Annotated in this window: 18 protein-coding genes and 1 pseudogene; 10 read left to right on the top strand and 9 right to left on the bottom strand. The window is 66.4% G+C overall.

Annotated features, from left to right (window positions below; genetic code table 11):
- Positions 1 to 105 precede the first annotated feature (105 nt).
- From PWS46_RS25630 to PWS46_RS25620, 3 genes are all read right to left on the bottom strand, one after another.
- Positions 106 to 474 carry a protealysin inhibitor emfourin gene (locus PWS46_RS25630; protein WP_434623732.1) on the bottom strand — a complete coding sequence of 123 codons (369 nt, stop codon included), beginning with the start codon at positions 472 to 474 and terminating at the stop codon, positions 106 to 108.
- A 60-nt stretch (positions 475 to 534) separates the two neighbouring features.
- Entirely contained in the window at positions 535 to 1,617 is a 1,083-nt protein-coding gene (locus PWS46_RS25625) for a M4 family metallopeptidase (RefSeq protein WP_434623730.1), read from the bottom strand.
- 158 nt (positions 1,618 to 1,775) lie between these two features.
- A complete protein-coding gene (locus tag PWS46_RS25620; protein WP_434623728.1) occupies positions 1,776 to 2,702 on the bottom strand; it encodes a hypothetical protein in 927 nt (308 codons plus the stop codon).
- An 863-nt stretch (positions 2,703 to 3,565) separates the two neighbouring features.
- On the opposite strand from PWS46_RS25620, the gene mgrA reads away from it, so the two are divergent.
- Positions 3,566 to 4,609: an L-glyceraldehyde 3-phosphate reductase gene (mgrA, locus tag PWS46_RS25615; RefSeq protein WP_434623726.1), complete on the top strand. Its 1,044-nt coding sequence runs from the start codon at positions 3,566 to 3,568 to the stop codon at positions 4,607 to 4,609.
- Between the two features lie 48 nt (positions 4,610 to 4,657).
- Here the strand turns inward: mgrA and PWS46_RS25610 are convergent, their stop codons facing one another.
- Together PWS46_RS25610 and PWS46_RS25605 are read right to left on the bottom strand one after the other, a co-directional pair.
- Complete coding sequence (locus tag PWS46_RS25610; RefSeq protein WP_434623724.1) at positions 4,658 to 6,070, bottom strand: M20/M25/M40 family metallo-hydrolase; 1,413 nt, start codon at positions 6,068 to 6,070, stop codon at positions 4,658 to 4,660.
- Positions 6,071 to 6,698: 628 nt separating this feature from the next.
- A complete protein-coding gene (locus PWS46_RS25605; RefSeq protein WP_434623722.1) occupies positions 6,699 to 6,863 on the bottom strand; it encodes a hypothetical protein in 165 nt (54 codons plus the stop codon).
- 119 nt (positions 6,864 to 6,982) lie between these two features.
- On the opposite strand from PWS46_RS25605, the gene PWS46_RS25600 reads away from it, so the two are divergent.
- Together PWS46_RS25600 and PWS46_RS25595 are read left to right on the top strand one after the other, a co-directional pair.
- Entirely contained in the window at positions 6,983 to 7,207 is a 225-nt protein-coding gene (locus PWS46_RS25600; RefSeq protein WP_434623720.1) for a hypothetical protein, read from the top strand.
- Between the two features lie 926 nt (positions 7,208 to 8,133).
- Positions 8,134 to 8,283, top strand: coding sequence for a hypothetical protein (locus PWS46_RS25595; RefSeq protein WP_434623718.1), 150 nt, complete (start codon positions 8,134 to 8,136; stop codon positions 8,281 to 8,283).
- A gap of 75 nt (positions 8,284 to 8,358) precedes the next feature.
- Here PWS46_RS25595 and PWS46_RS25590 read toward each other — a convergent pair whose 3' ends face one another.
- A complete protein-coding gene (locus PWS46_RS25590; RefSeq protein WP_434623716.1) occupies positions 8,359 to 8,880 on the bottom strand; it encodes a ParA family protein in 522 nt (173 codons plus the stop codon).
- A gap of 472 nt (positions 8,881 to 9,352) precedes the next feature.
- Here PWS46_RS25590 and PWS46_RS25585 point away from each other — a divergent pair.
- The 6 genes and pseudogenes from PWS46_RS25585 to mmsB all read left to right on the top strand — a co-directional run bounded on the left by PWS46_RS25585 (position 9,353) and on the right by mmsB (position 12,999).
- A pseudogene (locus tag PWS46_RS25585) lies at positions 9,353 to 9,786 on the top strand (aldehyde dehydrogenase family protein).
- Entirely contained in the window at positions 9,696 to 9,905 is a 210-nt protein-coding gene (locus PWS46_RS25580) for a hypothetical protein (protein ID WP_434624424.1), read from the top strand. The pseudogene PWS46_RS25585 and the gene PWS46_RS25580 overlap by 91 nt, the downstream one beginning before the upstream one ends.
- A complete protein-coding gene (locus PWS46_RS25575; protein ID WP_434623713.1) occupies positions 9,881 to 10,030 on the top strand; it encodes an aldehyde dehydrogenase family protein in 150 nt (49 codons plus the stop codon). Before PWS46_RS25580 ends, PWS46_RS25575 begins: the two co-directional genes overlap by 25 nt.
- Positions 10,031 to 10,349: 319 nt before the next feature.
- The gene (locus tag PWS46_RS25570; RefSeq protein ID WP_434623711.1) at positions 10,350 to 10,760 is read left to right on the top strand and encodes a hypothetical protein; all 411 of its coding nucleotides are present in this window, start codon (positions 10,350 to 10,352) and stop codon (positions 10,758 to 10,760) included.
- A gap of 17 nt (positions 10,761 to 10,777) precedes the next feature.
- The gene (locus tag PWS46_RS25565) at positions 10,778 to 11,923 is read left to right on the top strand and encodes an isobutyryl-CoA dehydrogenase (protein ID WP_434623709.1); all 1,146 of its coding nucleotides are present in this window, start codon (positions 10,778 to 10,780) and stop codon (positions 11,921 to 11,923) included.
- Between the two features lie 194 nt (positions 11,924 to 12,117).
- Positions 12,118 to 12,999 (top strand): 3-hydroxyisobutyrate dehydrogenase, encoded by an 882-nt coding sequence (mmsB, locus tag PWS46_RS25560; RefSeq protein WP_434623707.1) that lies wholly within the window; start codon positions 12,118 to 12,120, stop codon positions 12,997 to 12,999.
- 16 nt (positions 13,000 to 13,015) lie between these two features.
- Here mmsB and PWS46_RS25555 read toward each other — a convergent pair whose 3' ends face one another.
- The gene (locus PWS46_RS25555) at positions 13,016 to 13,921 is read right to left on the bottom strand and encodes a LysR family transcriptional regulator (protein WP_434623705.1); all 906 of its coding nucleotides are present in this window, start codon (positions 13,919 to 13,921) and stop codon (positions 13,016 to 13,018) included.
- Between the two features lie 330 nt (positions 13,922 to 14,251).
- Between PWS46_RS25555 and PWS46_RS25550 the strand changes: the two genes are divergently transcribed.
- Entirely contained in the window at positions 14,252 to 14,857 is a 606-nt protein-coding gene (locus PWS46_RS25550) for a hypothetical protein (protein WP_434623703.1), read from the top strand.
- Positions 14,858 to 14,864: 7 nt separating this feature from the next.
- On the opposite strand, the gene PWS46_RS25545 is transcribed toward PWS46_RS25550, so the two are convergent.
- Together PWS46_RS25545 and PWS46_RS25540 are read right to left on the bottom strand one after the other, a co-directional pair.
- The gene (locus tag PWS46_RS25545) at positions 14,865 to 15,617 is read right to left on the bottom strand and encodes a DUF3102 domain-containing protein (protein ID WP_434623701.1); all 753 of its coding nucleotides are present in this window, start codon (positions 15,615 to 15,617) and stop codon (positions 14,865 to 14,867) included.
- A 16-nt stretch (positions 15,618 to 15,633) separates the two neighbouring features.
- A complete protein-coding gene (locus PWS46_RS25540; RefSeq protein WP_434623699.1) occupies positions 15,634 to 16,257 on the bottom strand; it encodes a ParA family protein in 624 nt (207 codons plus the stop codon).
- Between the last annotated feature and the right edge of the window lie 348 nt (positions 16,258 to 16,605).

The following is a 16,605-nucleotide window of genomic DNA, read 5'->3' as shown; positions in this document are numbered from 1 at the left end:
ACTTCCGACGATTTGCCCGCTCCACCGCTTGAATTTCAGCAGGTTTGCCCGGACTGAGCCATGAGCGGGCGGTGTCCGCAAGCCCTGCTCATTTCCCGGGGGCTGTCACGGCCGAAGGCGGTGGCGCCTCACCCAGCCGGCAAGTTCGGCCAGTTCCTGCGGATGGCCGGAGCCGTCGGACCATGTCACCGTGTGGCTCCGCCCATTCCGCTCGATGGTGAGAGAATAGGTCATGGGATCGCGGGCCTTTGCGTCTGTCGGAAAGGTGGCCGGCAGATCGAAAAAGCGGCTGGCATCGATCAGACGTTTCAGTGCCGCCGAGTCATCGGCGCCGAGGTCGGCGGAACCCAAGCGTGCCGTCGGGCGCCGCATCGGCCCGGCTATGCCACCCGAGCTTTCCAACGTGACCGAAATGCCGTCATCCGCCACCGTCGTCACTCCCCAAGACAGGAGAAAGGCGGCGGCGATAGCCAACTTCCGGCCCCTCGCCGCCGCCGCTGCCATTGCTCAGACCTCTTGGCTCGATTGCTGATATTAGATCACGCCGACGGATTTCCAGGCCTCTTCTACGGCGCTTTGCACCGATGCTCCTTTTTGGCTGGCGACGGCGATCGTGGCCGCCGCCGCATCGGCGAAGGTGGAGGACGGGCGCAAGCGGGTGGTCAGCGCCTCGTACCAGACAGGCCCCACCGTCTGCCATGCATAGCCCCCCAGTGCCATCGCTGCGAGGTAGAAGGCGTGGTTCGGAATGCCCGAGTTGATGTGGACCCCCTGATTGTCGGCAAAGCCCTGGTAATAATCCTTCATATGCGCCGGCTGCGGGTCGCTGCCCAGTTCCGGGTCGTCGTAGGCAGTGCCCGGCGCCTTCAAGGAGCGCAATGCCTGACGGTGAGTTCCCGGCTTGGGAATCAGCAGACCGGCGCCGATCAGCCAGTCGGCGTCCTCCGCCTTCTGGTTTTGGGAAAACTGGCGCACCAGCACACCGAAGACATCGGAGAAGGACTCGTTCAGCGCACCGGGCTGCCCCTGGTAAACCAGACCGGCGGAAAATTGGGTAATGCCATGCGTCAACTCGTGGGCGATGACGTCGAGACACGTGGTGAAGGATCCGAAGAATTCGCCGTCGCCGTCGCCATAGACCATCTGCCCGCCATTCCAGAAGGCATTGCCGTAGTTGGTGCCATAATGAACGGTCGACAGCAGGTCCAATCCCCGTCCGTCGATCGAATCCCGTTCGAACACCTGCCGGTAGAAGTCATAGGTGGTGCCGCTGCCGTCATAGGCCTCGTTCACCGCGTGGTCCACGACCGGGTTCTGGCCTTCGCGCCGGATCGGCGTGCCGGGGATATGCTCCGTCCCATGGGCGTCGCACACGATGCGCTCCTTGCCGGCGGCGAACACCGAAGTGATGCCTGCCACAGCAGCGGGACCGCCGAAAAAGGCGTTGCGCCAGCCACGCACTTGGGAAGAGGAGGCCAACTGTCGGATCGCCCGCTTACGCGCTGCGGGCGTCTGCGCCTGACCGGCCAGATGTTCCTGGATATGTGGCGGGATGATGAAGCAGATGGCTGGTTCACCGCTCTCCCTGTTGTCGCGCGGACGATGACGATCACACATGACATCCTCCATTATTGATGGAATACTGCAGGCATATGCGGCGTGATACGCCGCAATCCTTCCTGACAATCTCCCAGGGTTGCCGATTTTTTTGGCGGGACGGGTTATCGCGGCATTCGGCAATCCGGGGCCGGCGGACGGGGATGGTGCGCCGCCGGTCAGTTCGTACCGGCGGCGATGGCGTTGAGACGGGTTTCGATTGCATTCCCCAATGCCACGCCGATAATCTCGCGGTTCGCCTCGAATGCCTTCTCGAAGCCTTCGAACTCCCCGAAACCTTTTCCGGTTTCGGTGACGGCCATGACGATCGTGGCGGGCCGGGCCGGAAGCCTGGGGAAGATCGCCGTCGGGGGAACCTTGGACACGGCATAGTCCTGACCAAGCGGCACGTTCCGAAGCTTTATGTTCTGTTCGTATCGCCGAAGCCCCGGCTCTCCGCCATCCGATGCGAGCGTTATGATGCCGACCGTCACGGCAACATCCACGGCATTGCCCTTGGGATCCGGCTGGGTCGATGCCGCAAATCGGTTGAAACGCACGTAGACAGGCTTGATCTGCAAGGCCGAAGAGCCGGCGTCGGCGAAACCGAGCACGATCTGCGACGCGATCAGCGGCTTTCCGTCATCCCCGGTGATGCTTCTCCGGATCTCCACGCATCTCGAGGCCTTTTCGTTGGCGGCAGGAATGAAGTTCTTCACATTTTTCTGACCTTCATACGTCTGCTGAAAGCGCGCGATCTTTGCGAGCATCGCATCCTTGAATGCGTCTGCCGCCTGATTATAAGCAATATTCACGCCAGCCAAAATCAACGGAATGGCTGTCGCTCCTAAAATATTTGCACTTTGATAATAAATACATTCCTTCTTCACAGCTTCAGGCAATTCTTTGACGTATTTTTCCTTATCAAAATCTTCACTCTCTTCTTCACCAGTGGACGCCATGCTACCTTCACCAACAACATAGATAGCTACATCTCCACCTTGCGTTCCACGCGCCTCCGGAGCATTGATAACTTTTAGAGATTCACAGCCGGATAAAGACACGGCCATGGTCGTGATGACAAATCTCAAAAGGAACAATCGCATTTGATGCCTCCTTTTGTTGTTTTTCGATCTCACTACTTTGTTTAATTCAATAGGATTATGGAAGAATTTTGACGTTATTTCTACAAACGAAATATACTGGCATGCATTCCTGATATTTTAAAATTCTTGCCGCATTCTCTCTTCCGACTAACAAAGGGCGGAAAATACAGATCCCTGGTTTTCCCATTCAGTTGTCAGCTACTTGCCGTTTTTCTCCGACAGCGACCGAAACAATGGAGGTGCGCAACGGCGTGTTCTGATTGCCACCAGGGTCAAGTCACCAGGGTCAATCCTCGCATTTCGTCCGAGGATAAGGCGTCCGGTTCCAGAAATGACCGTCATAACCTCAACTCCTGCATGGAGTTTCTGAAATCGACGATACGATGGCCGTCCAGAAATTCACCTGCCCCGGTTGTTTGTTTCCGCACCCGCTCGCTGTCCCTACAAGTTTGCGTAGCTCAACCATCGCGTTCCGATCTTTCACGGAAAGCGTGGAAGCGGACAAATACCAAGGAGCGCTCCGGCTTCAGATCATTGGAGCGCACTTTCACCAGGATCGTGCCTTAAGTCGCGAGAAGCCGCAAGGTATACTTGCGTTTTTTCGTAGATTATTTCGGATTAGGAGTCATAGACTCCCGATAATGCCGAAAAGTTGTCGGTAGCGATCATATTTTCTCCCACGCATCCGTGGCGGCAATGGCTTGCCGGATGTCCACCATTCCCCACGAGCACCTTTGCCGACTCACTGAGCCGCGCCGGCTGGTTCGGCCATCCCTCCGCCATATGACCGGCCGCGCCATTGCACCCGGCCCCGCCGCCGCCCTATGCTGATATATCACTCAGGATCACATCGGGAGAACGCCATGCAGCCGCCCTATCTTGCCGCCGACCGGCGCTACGAGGGCATGAGCTATCGCCGCACCGGCCGCAGCGGGCTGGACCTGCCGGCCATTTCGCTGGGGCTCTGGCAGAATTTCGGCGGCACCGACGTGTTCGCCACCGGGCGCGCCGTGCTGCGCCGGGCTTTCGACCGCGGCGTCACCCATTTCGACCTCGCCAACAATTACGGCCCGCCGCCGGGTTCGGCGGAGGAGAATTTCGGCCGCATCCTCGCCACCGATTTCCGCCCCTACCGCGACCAGATGGCGATCTCGACCAAGGCCGGCTACGAGATGTGGCCCGGCCCCTACGGCAACTGGGGCTCGCGCAAATATCTGGTCTCCAGCCTGGACCAGAGCCTGAAGCGGATGGGTCTCGATTACGTCGACATCTTCTATTCGCACCGCGTCGATCCCCGCACCCCGCTGGAGGAGACGATGGGCGCGCTCGACCACATCGTCCGTCAGGGCAAGGCACTCTATGTCGGCATCTCCTCCTACTCGCCGGAGATGACGCGGCGGGCGGCCGGCATCCTGAAGGACCTCGGCACCCCCTGCCTGATCCACCAGCCCTCCTACTCCATGCTGAACCGCTGGGTTGAGGGCGGGCTTCTGGAGACGCTGGACGACCTCGGCATGGGCTGCATCGCCTTCTCGCCGATGGCCCAGGGCATGCTGACCAACAAGTACCTCGGCGGCCAGCCGGCCGATGCCCGCGCCGCCAAGGGCGGGACCCTGCGCGCCAACTTCCTGTCGCCGGAAAACCTGGAGCGCATCCGCGCGCTCGACACCATCGCCCAGCGGCGCGGCCAGACGCTGGCGCAGATGGCCATCGCCTGGGTCCTGCGCGACCCGCGCGTGACCTCCGCCCTGATTGGCGCCCGCAATGTCGAGCAGCTCGACAACTCGCTGGACGCGCTGAACAACCTGTCCTTCAGCCCGGAGGAACTGGCGGAGATCGACACCCACGCAGTCGCCGACGCCGGCATCAATTTGTGGAGCGCCTCCTCCGCCGCCGAAGCCGGCTGAGCATCAACTCCGAAGGGAGGGCCGGCCCCGGCCGCCCTCCTCCACCCGTCAGCCCGCCTGCCCGCCGGCCAGACGCCCCAGAATCGCCGCATGGCTGCGGATGCCGTTGCGCAGGCATTTCAGCTCGAACTTCTCGTTCGGCGAATGGATGCGGTCGTCGTCCAGCCCGAAGCCGACGAGGATGGTGTCCAGCCCCAGATGCTCGCGGAACCAGCCGACGATGGGGATCGACCCGCCGCCGCCGATCAGCACGCCGTCGCGCCCCGTCGCCTCCTTCAGTCCGCCGCGCACCGCCTGCATCCACGGCGTGTCGGTCGGCACCTCGATCCCCGGCGAGGAACTGAAGCTGCGGAAACTGACTGTGCAGTCCGCCGGCAGCCGCTCTTCGAAGAAGCGCCGGACCGACGCCTCGACCGCCGCCGGGTCCTGGCCGGGCACCAGACGGCAGCTCAGCTTGCACGACGCCTTCGCCGGGATGACCGTCTTCGATCCCTCGCCGGTATAGCCGCCCCAGATGCCGTTGATGTCGCAGGTCGGTCGGGTCCAGATGCGTTCCAGCAGCGTCCGCCCCGCCTCGCCGTGACTGCGGGTCAGCCCCAGCGCCCCCAGGAACTGCGCCTCGTCCAGCGGCAGGCCGCGGATCTGCGCCAGCAGCTCGTCCGGCAACTCGCGCACGCCGTCATAGAAGCCGTCGAAGCGCACCCGCCCGTCGGCATCGTGGATCTGGCCCAGGATGCCGCTCAGCACGTTCAGCGGGTTGGGCACGGCGCCGCCGAACAGGCCGGAATGCAGGTCGTGGCTCGGCCCCGTGACGGTGGCTTCCAGATAGAGCAGCCCGCGCAGCCGGGTGGTGATCGCCGGGGTGTCGACGTCCCAGGCGTTGGTGTCGGTGACGAGGCAGAAGTCGGCTTGCAGCTCCTCCGCATGCTCCGTCAGGAAGCGCGGCAGCGACGGGCTGCCGGTTTCCTCCTCGCCCTCCAGCAGCACGGTGGCGCGGATCGGTATGGAGCCGTGGACCGCGTGCCAGGCCTCGAACGCCTCCATGAAGGTCATGGTCTGGCCCTTGTCGTCGGCGGCTCCGCGGGCGACGACGCGGCGGCCCCGCTCGGCCTCGACGATCACCGGATCGAAGGGCGGGCTGTGCCACAGCTCCATCGGGTCGGCCGGCTGCACGTCGTAATGGCCGTAATAGAGCACATGCGGCGTCTCCGTCCCCTCCGCCCCTTGGCCCGGCCCCGGATGATGGGCGACCAGGATCGGGTGGCCCGGCGTGTCATGGATGGTGACGCTGAACCCCATCGCCGTCAGCCTGTCGGAGCACCAGCGCGCGGCGCGCCGGACCTCGCCGGCGTAGGCGGGATCGGTGCTGACCGAGGGAATGCGCAACAGCTCGCAAAGCCGGCCGACCGACTCCTCGAAGGACTCGTCCACCTTGCGCAGAACGGCATCGACAGGAAGCATGACGGCCTCTTCTCGTTGATCGTGGGATCCACTTTTCCCCCTCTCCCCCCCGGGGAGAGGGTCGGGGTGAGGGGGATGCATAGGGTGGATTAAGTGGGGTGCGGGAAGTGTGCGATGCTTGAAAATCCTTGCTCCGCGTCCCCCTCACCCTAACCCTCTCCCCGGGGGGGAGAGGGGATATTCGTAACATGGGCAAAAGCCCGGGCGCTGCTTGAGCTGCACGCTGTCGTATCACGTCCGGAGAGAAGGCGGCACCGCGAGCCTGGGACTCCGAGGCGATGTCCGAGGAAGTCCCAGAAGGCGATGCCGAGCTGGGCGCAGGTCTTCATCAGGCCGAGGAACCGTCGCGCGGCGCCGTCCCGCATCGGATCGGGTGCCGCCGCTGACTTTCCCGGCAGGTGACATGGCAGCGGATGTCATTTCCGAACCGTTGGTATGCAAGGGGACCCCGGGCGGTCGAGGACGCGCAACAACTCGTCCTTGCTGGCACGCAGGCGCACCAGCAGCCGGTCCAAGGTGGAAAAGCCGGTGCGTCGGAGGAAGATCCGCTCGAAGCGCACCCGCAGTTGGGCGCGTCGGCCTGGGTCAGGAGCCTTCTGGTAGGCTTCGTCGGCGTAGAACGCCCAGATCAGCGAGCGATGTGCTGCTGGGCGGCGTACTGAGCGGGGGTGAAGGTGTCGAGCTTGTGCACCAGGCGTTCGGCATGGACCCGGCACAGCGCGTGCAGGCCGACGTCGAACTGTCCGGCATCGTCGCTGAGGATCACGGCCGGGGAGCAGTCCGTGGTCGGCAAGGCTCCCCCACACCGCCGCCGTGGCCAGGCGCACCATGTCGATCTTGTGGACGCACGTCGGCCAGTTCAGGCGCGCAGATGATCGAGCCACGCCGCCTCCGGCTGAAGCGGCGCGCCGGATGAGCCTCCAGCCGGGCGACGGTGCCCAGCGGGACGCCGCCCTGGCGCATGTAGGCCAGCGCCGCCGGGCTGACGACGTAATCGCCATGGCCGGCGCGCAGCACCTCCAGGAGATCCAGCCGGCTCTTCGACCCGGTGGTCTTGAAGGCGGTGAAGCGGTCGTCGCCGAGTTGGTGCAGACGCCGTTGGCCGCCTTGTGGCGGGCACCGGTGTCGTCACGCTGATCCAGGACGCCGCCCCAGCCCGGCCCGCAGTACGCGTCGGCCTCGGCCAGCAGTGCGCCACGGCGGGTGAGCAGGCGGTCGACCTGCCGCTGGGAGACGTCGAACCCGAGGTCGGCGAGCAGCGCCACCAGACGGGGAATGGTGGTCTGTCCACGATGATACTGGAACAGCATCGAAGTGTTGCAGTTCCGGGCCGAGGTGGGCGGTGATCCCGGAGGGAAGCGATGCCACCATGCACCGGCCGTCCGGCGTCAGCCAGCGCTCCCGGCGCAAGCGGATACGCCGCGCCCGCAGTTCCAGTTCCTGGACGGTGAAATCCTCATCAACCCTTGAAGCGCGACCCTCCGGCACGGCAACGCACAGGACGCGATCCTCGCAGGTCACCGTCTTGGAGACTTTGCCCGCCCGACCACGTCGGCGACGCACAGGCCGCTGCGGGGGCTGGCGCTCCCGGCTCCATGCCGCTCGGCTTGACCGCCGGCTTGATCGCAGGCCGACCCGACAACCCTTTCAGCCGGGCGATCTCGGCATCACGATCGCGGAGCCGTTGCTCCAGATCGGCCGACGCCGCCACAGCTCCAGCACGAGTTGGCGCAACGCGTCGGCCGACATCTCCGAGAGGTTTACTAGCGCGGTGAGGCATCCCCAACAACCGACCGGACCCGATATCATCTCGCCCGGGCTTTTGTCCATGTTACGGATATTCTACCCCCCAGCCCCAGCAATTTCCCGTATCGGCTGCCCCACGGCCGCCCCCAGCGCGAAGCCGCCGGCCAGCCCGATCACCAGCCCCACAAGCCCCGCCCCCATTCCGCCACCGACCGCGCGCCCCCGCGTTCCGCCTGCCGCGCCCGTTGCCCCCGCCGCCCGGCGTCGCCCTCGTCAATGGAGGACGCCGCGCACTGGTAGGAGGTGTCGGTCGCCTCGTGCCACGACTGATGCGCTCCAGCGCCGGCTTCAGCTGGGCGTCGTCGGGCGTGCTGCCGCGGCCGTGGACGATCTCCCAGGCCAGCGCGGCGAAGCGGCTGGTCGTCCGCCCGTCCGGCGTGAAGATCGCCGCCGGCATCCGGCGGTAGGTCGCCTCACCACGTCCACGTCATAGGGGAAGGCGGTGCGGAACATCTGGTCGGGGAACTCGTTGCGCAGCTGGGTCAGCGATTGCGCCCGACCTCGTCGTTGGTGATCGACAGCATCAGGATGCCGGCCAGCGTCAGGCTGGGGTTCAGCCCGTTCTGGATATGCTCCACCACCTGCAGCGTGCGCCGCAGCCCGTCCAGCGCATAACGCCCGGAAACACCGGCACGATCAGCCGGTCCGACGCCGCCAGCGCGCCGGCCGCCAGATGGCCCAGCGCCGGCGGGCAGTCGATGACGACATAATCCGGCGGGTTGCGCGAGAAATGCAGCGCCTTGCGCAGCCCCCTGCTGCGAGCCGCCGCGGCTGTCCAGCGCATGCTCCAGCGCATAGAGCTTGCGCGCGCCGACGATCATCGACAGCCCGTCGAAGGCGGTCGGGGTGATGGCGTCCTCGACGAAGGTTTCCTTGCGCAGCAGGTCGTTGATGCCGACCTTGGCCTTGTCGCGCAGCAGGAGTTGCCGGTGGCGCGTGCTCTGCGGGTCGAAATCGATCAGCACGACGCCTTGCCCAGCGCCGCCAGCGCCAGCGCGGTTCACCGAGGTGGTCGTTTTGCCGACGCCGCCCTTCTGGTTGTAGACCGCCAGGATGGTCGGCTGTCGTGTCTCGGGCGTGTCAAGACGTCTTCGTGGCTGGTCATGTCCATTCCGCTTCGCCGTTTCTGCGGCTGTCCCCACCCCACACCAGGGTTTCCCGTGGCTGGAGCGCGGGCGCACTATAAGCGCCGGACGCGCCCAAGTCTCCCACACGTCTGGGGGTTGCGGACGGCCATCGGAGGGCGCTTTGCCGCATTCCTGCACAACCGATGCGCAGTTTCGGGTCGCCCCGGAGGGCCGCCCGGGTACACATGGTGACAAACAATCCCGAGGGAGGACAATAGGATGACCACCGAACTTCAGCACCTGATCGGCGGCAAGCTGGTTTCCGGAACGTCGGGGCGGTTCGCCGACGTCTACTCCCCGATGACCGGCGAGGTGCGCGCCTCGCGCGCCGCTGGCGAGCGTGGAGGAGATGCGCGCCGCGGTGGAGAACGCCAAGGAGGCGCAGCGCGGCTGGGCCGCCACCAACCCGCAGCGCCGCGCCCGCGTCCTGATGCGCTTCCTCGACCTCGTCCAGCGCGACTATGACGAGCTGGCGCTGCTGCTGTCGGCTGGAACATGGCAAGACCATCATCGACGCCAAGGCGACATCCAGCGCGGGCTTGAGGTGGCGGAGTTCGCCTGCGGCATCCCGCATCTGCTGAAGGGCGAGTTCACGGATGGCGCCGGCCCCGGCATCGACATCTATTCGATGCGTCAGCCGCTGGGTGTCGTCGCCGGCATCACGCCCTTCAACTTCCCGCCATGATCCCGATGTGGAAGTTCGCCCCGGCCATCGCCTGCGGCAACGCCTTCATCCTGAAGCCGTCGAGCGCACCCCGGCGTGCCGGCTGCTGGCCGAGCTGATGCTGGAGGGCCGCCTGCCGGCGGGCATCCTCAACGTCGTCCACGGCGACAAGGTGGCGGTGGACGCCATCCTCGACGACCGCGACATCAAGCGGTGGGCTTCGTCGGCTCCACCCTGATTGCCGAGTACATCTACAACCGCGGCTGCGCCAACGGTAAGCGCGTGCAGTGCTTCGGCGGCGCCAAGAACCACGCGCTGGTGATGCCGGACGCCGACCTCGACCAGGCGACCGACGCGCGCTGATCGGCGCCGGCTACGGCGCGGCGGGCGAGCGCTGCATGGCGATCTCCGTCGTCGTCCCGGTCGGCAAGAAGACCGCCGACGCGCTGATGGAGCGTCTGATCCGCGGGTGGAAAGCCTGAAGGTCGGCCCGTCGACCGACAGCAGCGCCGATTTCGGCCCGCTGGTGACGCGCGAACATCTGGAGCGCGTGAAGTCCTACGTCGATCTCGGCGTCGGAAGGCGCCAAGCTGGCGGTCGACGGCCGCGAGTTCAGCATGCAGGGCTATGAGAACGGCTTCTAGCATGGGCGGCTGCCTGTTCTGACGAGGTGAAGCCGGACATGCGCATCTACAAGGAGGAGATTCGGCCCGGTCCTTCCGTCGTCCGCGCCGACTCTACGAAGAGGCGCTGGCCCCGCCGAACGACCACGAGTACGGCAACGGCGTGGCGATCTTCACCCGCGACGGCGACGCCGCCCGCGATTTCGCGTCGGCGCGTCGATGTCGGCATGGTCGGCATCAACGTTCCGATCCCGGTTCCGCTCGCCTACTACACCTTCGGCGGCTGGAAGCGTTCGGGCTTCGGCGACCTGAACCAGCATGGGCCGGATCTGGTGCGCTTCACACCAAGACCAAGACCGTCACCTCCGCTGGCCCTCGGGCGCTGGCGAAGGCGCCAGCTTCGTCATTCCGACCATGGATTGATGGGTACATGTCCGCGCGGCGCGCTTCGCGCGCCGGGGGCGGGGTGATTTAGAGGAGGTGACGCATGTCCTTTGAACTGACCGAAGACCAGGTCGCCATCCGCGACATGGCGTTGTCCTTCGCCCGCGACGAGCTGGCGCCCAACGCCGTCGAGTGGGACCAGAAGAAGCATTTCCCCGTCGACACGCTCCGCGCCGCCGGCGAACTCGGCATGGGCGGCATCTATGTATCGGAGGATCATGGCGGTTCGGCGCTCAGCCGCTTCGACGCCGTGGTGATCTTCGAGGCACTGAGCCAGGGCTGCCCGACCATCGCCTCCTACATCTCCATCCACAACATGGTGGCGGGGATGGTGGACAATTTCGGCAGTGACGAGCAGAAGGCCCATTGGCTGCCCAAGCTCTGCACCATGGAATGGCTGGCGAGCTACTGCCTGACGGAGGCCAACGCCGGTTCCGACGCCGCGGCCCTGCGCACGCGGGCGGTACGCGACGGCGACTCTTACGTCCTCAACGGCGCCAAGCAGTTCATCTCCGGCGCCGGCAGCTCCGACCTCTACCTCGTCATGGCCCGCACCGGCGAGGACGGCCCCGGCGGCATCAGCGCCTTCCTGCTGCCCAAGGACACCCCCGGCCTCTCCTTCGGCGCCAACGAGCACAAGATGGGCTGGAACGCCCAGCCGACCCGCGCCGTCATCATGGAAGACGCCCGGGTGCCCGCCTCGGCCCTGCTGGGTCAGGAGGGGATGGGCTTCAAGTTCGCCATGAAGGGTCTGGACGGCGGCCGCATCAACATCGCCGCCTGCTCCATCGGCGGCGCCCAGGCGGCGCTCGACAAGGCGCTGACCTACATGTCAGAGCGCAAGGCCTTCGGCCAGTCGCTCGACCGCTTCCAGGCGCTGCAGTTCCGCATCGCCGACATGGCGACGGAGCTTGAGGCCGCCCGCACCTTCGTCCACCGCGCCGCCTCGGCGCTGGATGCGAAGAGCAAGGACGCGACGCGGCTGTGCGCGATGGCGAAGCGCTTCGCCACCGACACCGGCTTCGAGGTGGCGAACAACGCCCTGCAGCTGTTCGGCGGCTACGGCTATCTGGCCGATTACGGCGTGGAGAAGATCGTGCGCGACCTGCGTGTCCACCAGATCCTGGAAGGCACCAACGAGATCATGCGCCTGATCGTCTCGCGCAGCGAGATCGCGCGGATGGCCTGACCGACACGACCCCTAGTCCCCTCTCCCCCCCGGGGAGAGGGTTAGGGTGAGGGGGTCGCGCGGCGAGGATCTTCAAGCGTCGCACACCTCCGCACCCTACTGAATCCACCCCATGCCTCCCCCTCACCCCGACCCTCTCCCCGGGGGGGAGAGGGGGAAGCACCATAAAAACCAAACCAACGGGAGACGCGACGATGGCGGTGATCGGTTTCATCGGATTGGGCAACATGGGCGGCCCGATGGCCGCGAACCTCGTGAAGGCGGGGCATCAGGTGGTTGGCTACGACCTCGTGCCCGCCGCGATCGATGCGGCCAAGGCGGCCGGCGTCACCATCGGCGACAGCCCGGCGGCCATCGCCGCCGCGGCAGAGGTCGTCATCACCATGCTGCCGGGCGGCAAGCACGTCCTGGGCGTCTACGGCGACATCGTGCCGGTGGCGCGGCCGGGCACCCTGCTGATCGACTGCTCCACCATCGACGTGGACTCCGCGCGCAAGGCGCATGCCCTGGCGGCGGAACAAGGCGCCACTTCGCTCGACGCGCCGGTGTCGGGCGGCGTCGGCGGCGCGTCGGCCGGCACGCTGACCTTCATGGCCGGCGGCGAGGCGGACGCCTTCGAGCGCGCCCGCCCGATCCTGGAAGCCATGGGCAAGAAGATCGTCCATTGCGGCGGCGCCGGCGCCGGTCAGGCGGCGAAGATCTGCAACAACATGATCCTCGGCATCTCGATGATCGGCGTCTGCGAGGCCTTCGTGCTGGCGGAAAAGCTCGGCCTGTCGCATCAGGCCCTGTTCGACGTGTCCTCGACCTCGTCGGGCCAGTGCTGGTCGCTGACCAGCTATTGCCCGGTCCCCGGCCCGGTGCCGGCCAGCCCGGCCAACCGCGACTACCAGCCCGGTTTCGCGGCGGCGCTGATGCTGAAGGACCTGAAGCTGGCCCAGGAAGCGGCGCAGAGCGCCGGCGCCCCCACCCCGCTGGGCGCCGCGGCGGCGCAGCTCTACGCCATGATGAACGCGCAAGGGCAAGGCGGCACCGACTTCTCCGGCATCATCCGCATGCTGCGCGGCGAGGGGTAAGTCAGGCTGCGGCCAATCAAATGGTCGGCGGGGGCAGGAACAGCGCCTGCTCCCGCCGCACCAGATCGGCGATGTAGTCGGCGGTCATCGAGATCCGCGCCAGCGAGCGCAGATCCTCATGCACGATCAGCCAGAAGGACCGGGTGATCGTCACCTCCTCCGGCAGCACCTGCACCAGATCCGGCTCGCCGGCCGCGATGAAGGCGGGCAGCATGCACAGGCCGGCCCCGGCCAGCGTCGCCTTCAGCTGGGCGACGAGGCTGCTGCTCTTGATGCGCGGCGCCACCTCCCCGATGGTCTCGACATAGTCCAGTTCGGGCGCGAAGATCAGGTCGTCGATATAGCCGATGAAGGAATGGCCGCGCAGGTCGGCGCGGCTGCGGATCGGTGGCCGGGCCTCCAGATAGGCGGCGGTGCCGTACAGCCCCAGCCGGTAATCGGTCAGCTTCCGCGCATAGAGCCGCCCTTCCTGCGGGCGCGACAGGCTGATGGCGATGTCGGCCTCGCGCTTGGACAGGCTGAAGACGCGCGGCATGGCGACCAGTTGCACCTCCAGCTCCGGATGGCGTTCGCACAGGGTGCCGATGCGCGGCGCCAGGAAACAGCTGCCGAAGCCGTCCGGCGCGCCGATCCGCACCGCACCCGCCAGCGACAGGTCGCCGTCGGCCACCATCCCCTGGGCCAGAAGCGCCGCGCTCTCCATCACCTCGGCGGTCTGTTTCAGCCGCTCGCCCTGCGGGGTCAGGGTGAATCCGCTGGGACGGCGTTCGAACAGGGTGACGCGCAGCGCGTCCTCCAGCGCGGTGATGCGGCGGCTGACCGTGGTGTGATCGGCGCGCAGGCGCTGGGCCGCCGTGGTCAGCGTGCCGGCGCGGGCCACCGCCAGGAAAAAGCGCAGGTCGTTCCAGTTGAAATCGGCCATGTCGCCGGCGCCGCCGTCCATTCTCGCAGGTGAAACAGGGGCCGAACTGTCCCACCAACCCGCCCGCCTGACAAGAGCGCCAACCCGCCCCTGCGACAACAGCGCATCATAACTCCCTCTCCCAGGGCGGGAGAGGGCGGTCTCCGCTAAGCTCACCAACCCGCCCCTGCGACAACGCCGCACCCGAGCCCCCTGCCCCACCGCCGAAAGAGCCCGCCCGGAAGGAGTACCGCGCATCCCGGCCACCGCCCCCATTTCGCGCGGACGAACAGGCGCGCTGATGCGTTTATCTGTTGAGAGACGCGAGCGCGACAATCGAAAGGACGGAGGATGCCGGGCGAGCGCCGGACGACGACCGGAAGCGGGATGGTGATGGCGGCGGCACTCGCGGCCCTGCTTGTCCTGTCCGTCGCGGGACCGGCTGCTGCGGAACCGCTGCTGTACGCGCCGGAGATCGCCAGCCCCCTGCCCTCCCCCGCCCCGCCGGAACCGGTGGCGTCCGCCCCGGCCAAGCCGGTCGCGGTGGCGGTGCAGGCACCGAAGCGGCCGCAGACCGATGCCCTCGACTGCTGGATTCTCGATCCCAACCGGCTGGAGCGGGCGGCCGACCGCGGCCTGTGCAACGACGCCTTCGCCAGTGCATCGGAAACCGCTTCCCTACCGGATGGCCCTCCCCCGCCGGCGGTCACGCCGCTGCGCAAGCCGAAGACCCCAAAGCGTCATGCGCGCGGCTCCAGCCGCCGGTCCAGCCACAGCGAGGCGCACGAGATGACGGCGTCGGCCGCGCGGGCGTCCCGCAACGGCGGCGGCGTCGATTTCTTCGGCAATTTCCAGCGCGACTTCGGCGCGCTGACCGACCTGCTGAGCGGCAACTCCTCCCCCGGCCGCGGCGGCGGCCGGAACGGCATCGCCTCTCATTCGTCGCACGGCCACTGAAGCCGGATCAGTCCTCGCCGTTCTCGCCGGGACCAATGTCCTCCGCCTCGACGTCGATGGTGACGCCGGTGCGGCCGGATCGGCCATGGTCATGCTCCGGGTCGATGCCATGGTCGCGGCGCAGCTCGTCGCGGACCTCCGCCATGCGGGCGCGCAGCCGGGCATATTCGGACAGCAGCTGCCGGCGCCGGTCGTTCGGCGTCACGTCCTTCGGCGGGCGCAAGGACCGCTTGAAGTCGATCAACTGCCTGCGGGTCACGTCGGGACGGATCAGCCCCTGCGCCTTCGCCCGCTCCAACTCGTCCGGCGTCATGGTGACGATCTGGTAAGCGACGCTTTCCGCCCCCGGCAGCACCTCCAGCGACAGCCGGCCGGTGTCCACCGCCTCCGCCACCGCGCGGAAGCGGAAGGCGGTCTCGACCGAGAACGGCATGTCGCTCTCGATCATCGCCTCGAAGTCGCCATGCGGCAGGATTTCCTTGGCGCGGTTCAGATACCGGCCGATCGACAGGAATTCCTTGCGGCTGCGGTTCCAGTGATACCGGATCTCCTGCGCGAATTCCTGCCGGGTGTGGCAGGGCACGATGGCGTCGCTGATGTCGGACGCCCGGCGATCCGCCTTGGACGGCGCCACCGCCGTCCCTGACCGCACCCCACCTCCATGCAATGGAGTAGACGCTACCTCCGGCTTGGCCGCCGGCGGGGGGGCGGCCTTGCCCTGCTCCGCCACCTTCTTCATGAAGGACTTCACGTTGGCCATTTTCAAACCCCCAGGTTCAGATCCCCAGCTCGTGCCGGATGAAGTACCAGGCGCCCAGGCATTCGTCGGCGCCGTTGACCGATCCGACATCGACGATGGAACAGCCGATGTCGTCGACCCGGTGCATGTCCTCGATGTCCGGCACCTCATGCGGCACCAGCCGGCCGACGCGTCCCAGCTCCAGCTTGGCCTCGCGCAGGCTGACCGACCGGCGCTTGACCCGGTTCAGCAGGAAGGCCGCAGGGCGGCCGTAATCGCGCAGGAACTCCATCCAGGGGATGACGCTCATCTTGTCGAAGCGCCCGACCCCGGTCGGCACCAGCACCAGATCGGCGCGGCGCAGCAGGATCTTGGTCGCCTCCGGATACAGCTCCACCGACGGCGGCGTGTCGATGAACACCACGTCGTAGCGGGCGGGGTCGATCTGGGCGAGGGCGGCGTCGATCTCGTCCAGCGTCCCTTCATAATGGTCGATGGCGGCCACGTCGTGCGGACGGCGCAGCTCGTGCCACTGGCCCAGCGTGCGCTGCGGATCGAAATCCAGGGTCGCCACCCGCATGCCGTCCTTGGCCGCGGCGACGGCGGTGTTCTTGCAACTGGTGGTCTTGCCGGTGCCGCCCTTCGGCGCACTGTAGACCACCCAGCGCGCCGGCTTCGGTGCGGCTGACTTTACCGGCTCTCCGGCGCCTTGGGTCGCCTGCCTGCCGCTTGATTTACCGGAAGATTTGCCCGCAGACTTCCTCGTGGCGACGGCGGTCGGATCGGCCATCTGTTTCCCCTGCATCGCGTGCCAATCTACTTGATGGCCTTCTTATTAGCGGATCGGCGGCCGGGTCGAAAGGGCAAAGGCGATACCTGCGCCATGGAAATAGGCTCCCTCTGTACCGAAAACCCGTTACCGGTAACGCCTGCCGCCCCAAACTCATTACCGATACCCGTTACCGGTAACGCTTCCGCCGTGAAATGACGCACAGCGTCCATTGCCGGC

The organism is Azospirillum sp. B2RO_4 (assembly GCF_051124815.1).
Taxonomy (GTDB): domain Bacteria; phylum Pseudomonadota; class Alphaproteobacteria; order Azospirillales; family Azospirillaceae; genus Azospirillum.
This window is presented reverse-complemented; position numbering and strand designations above follow the sequence as displayed.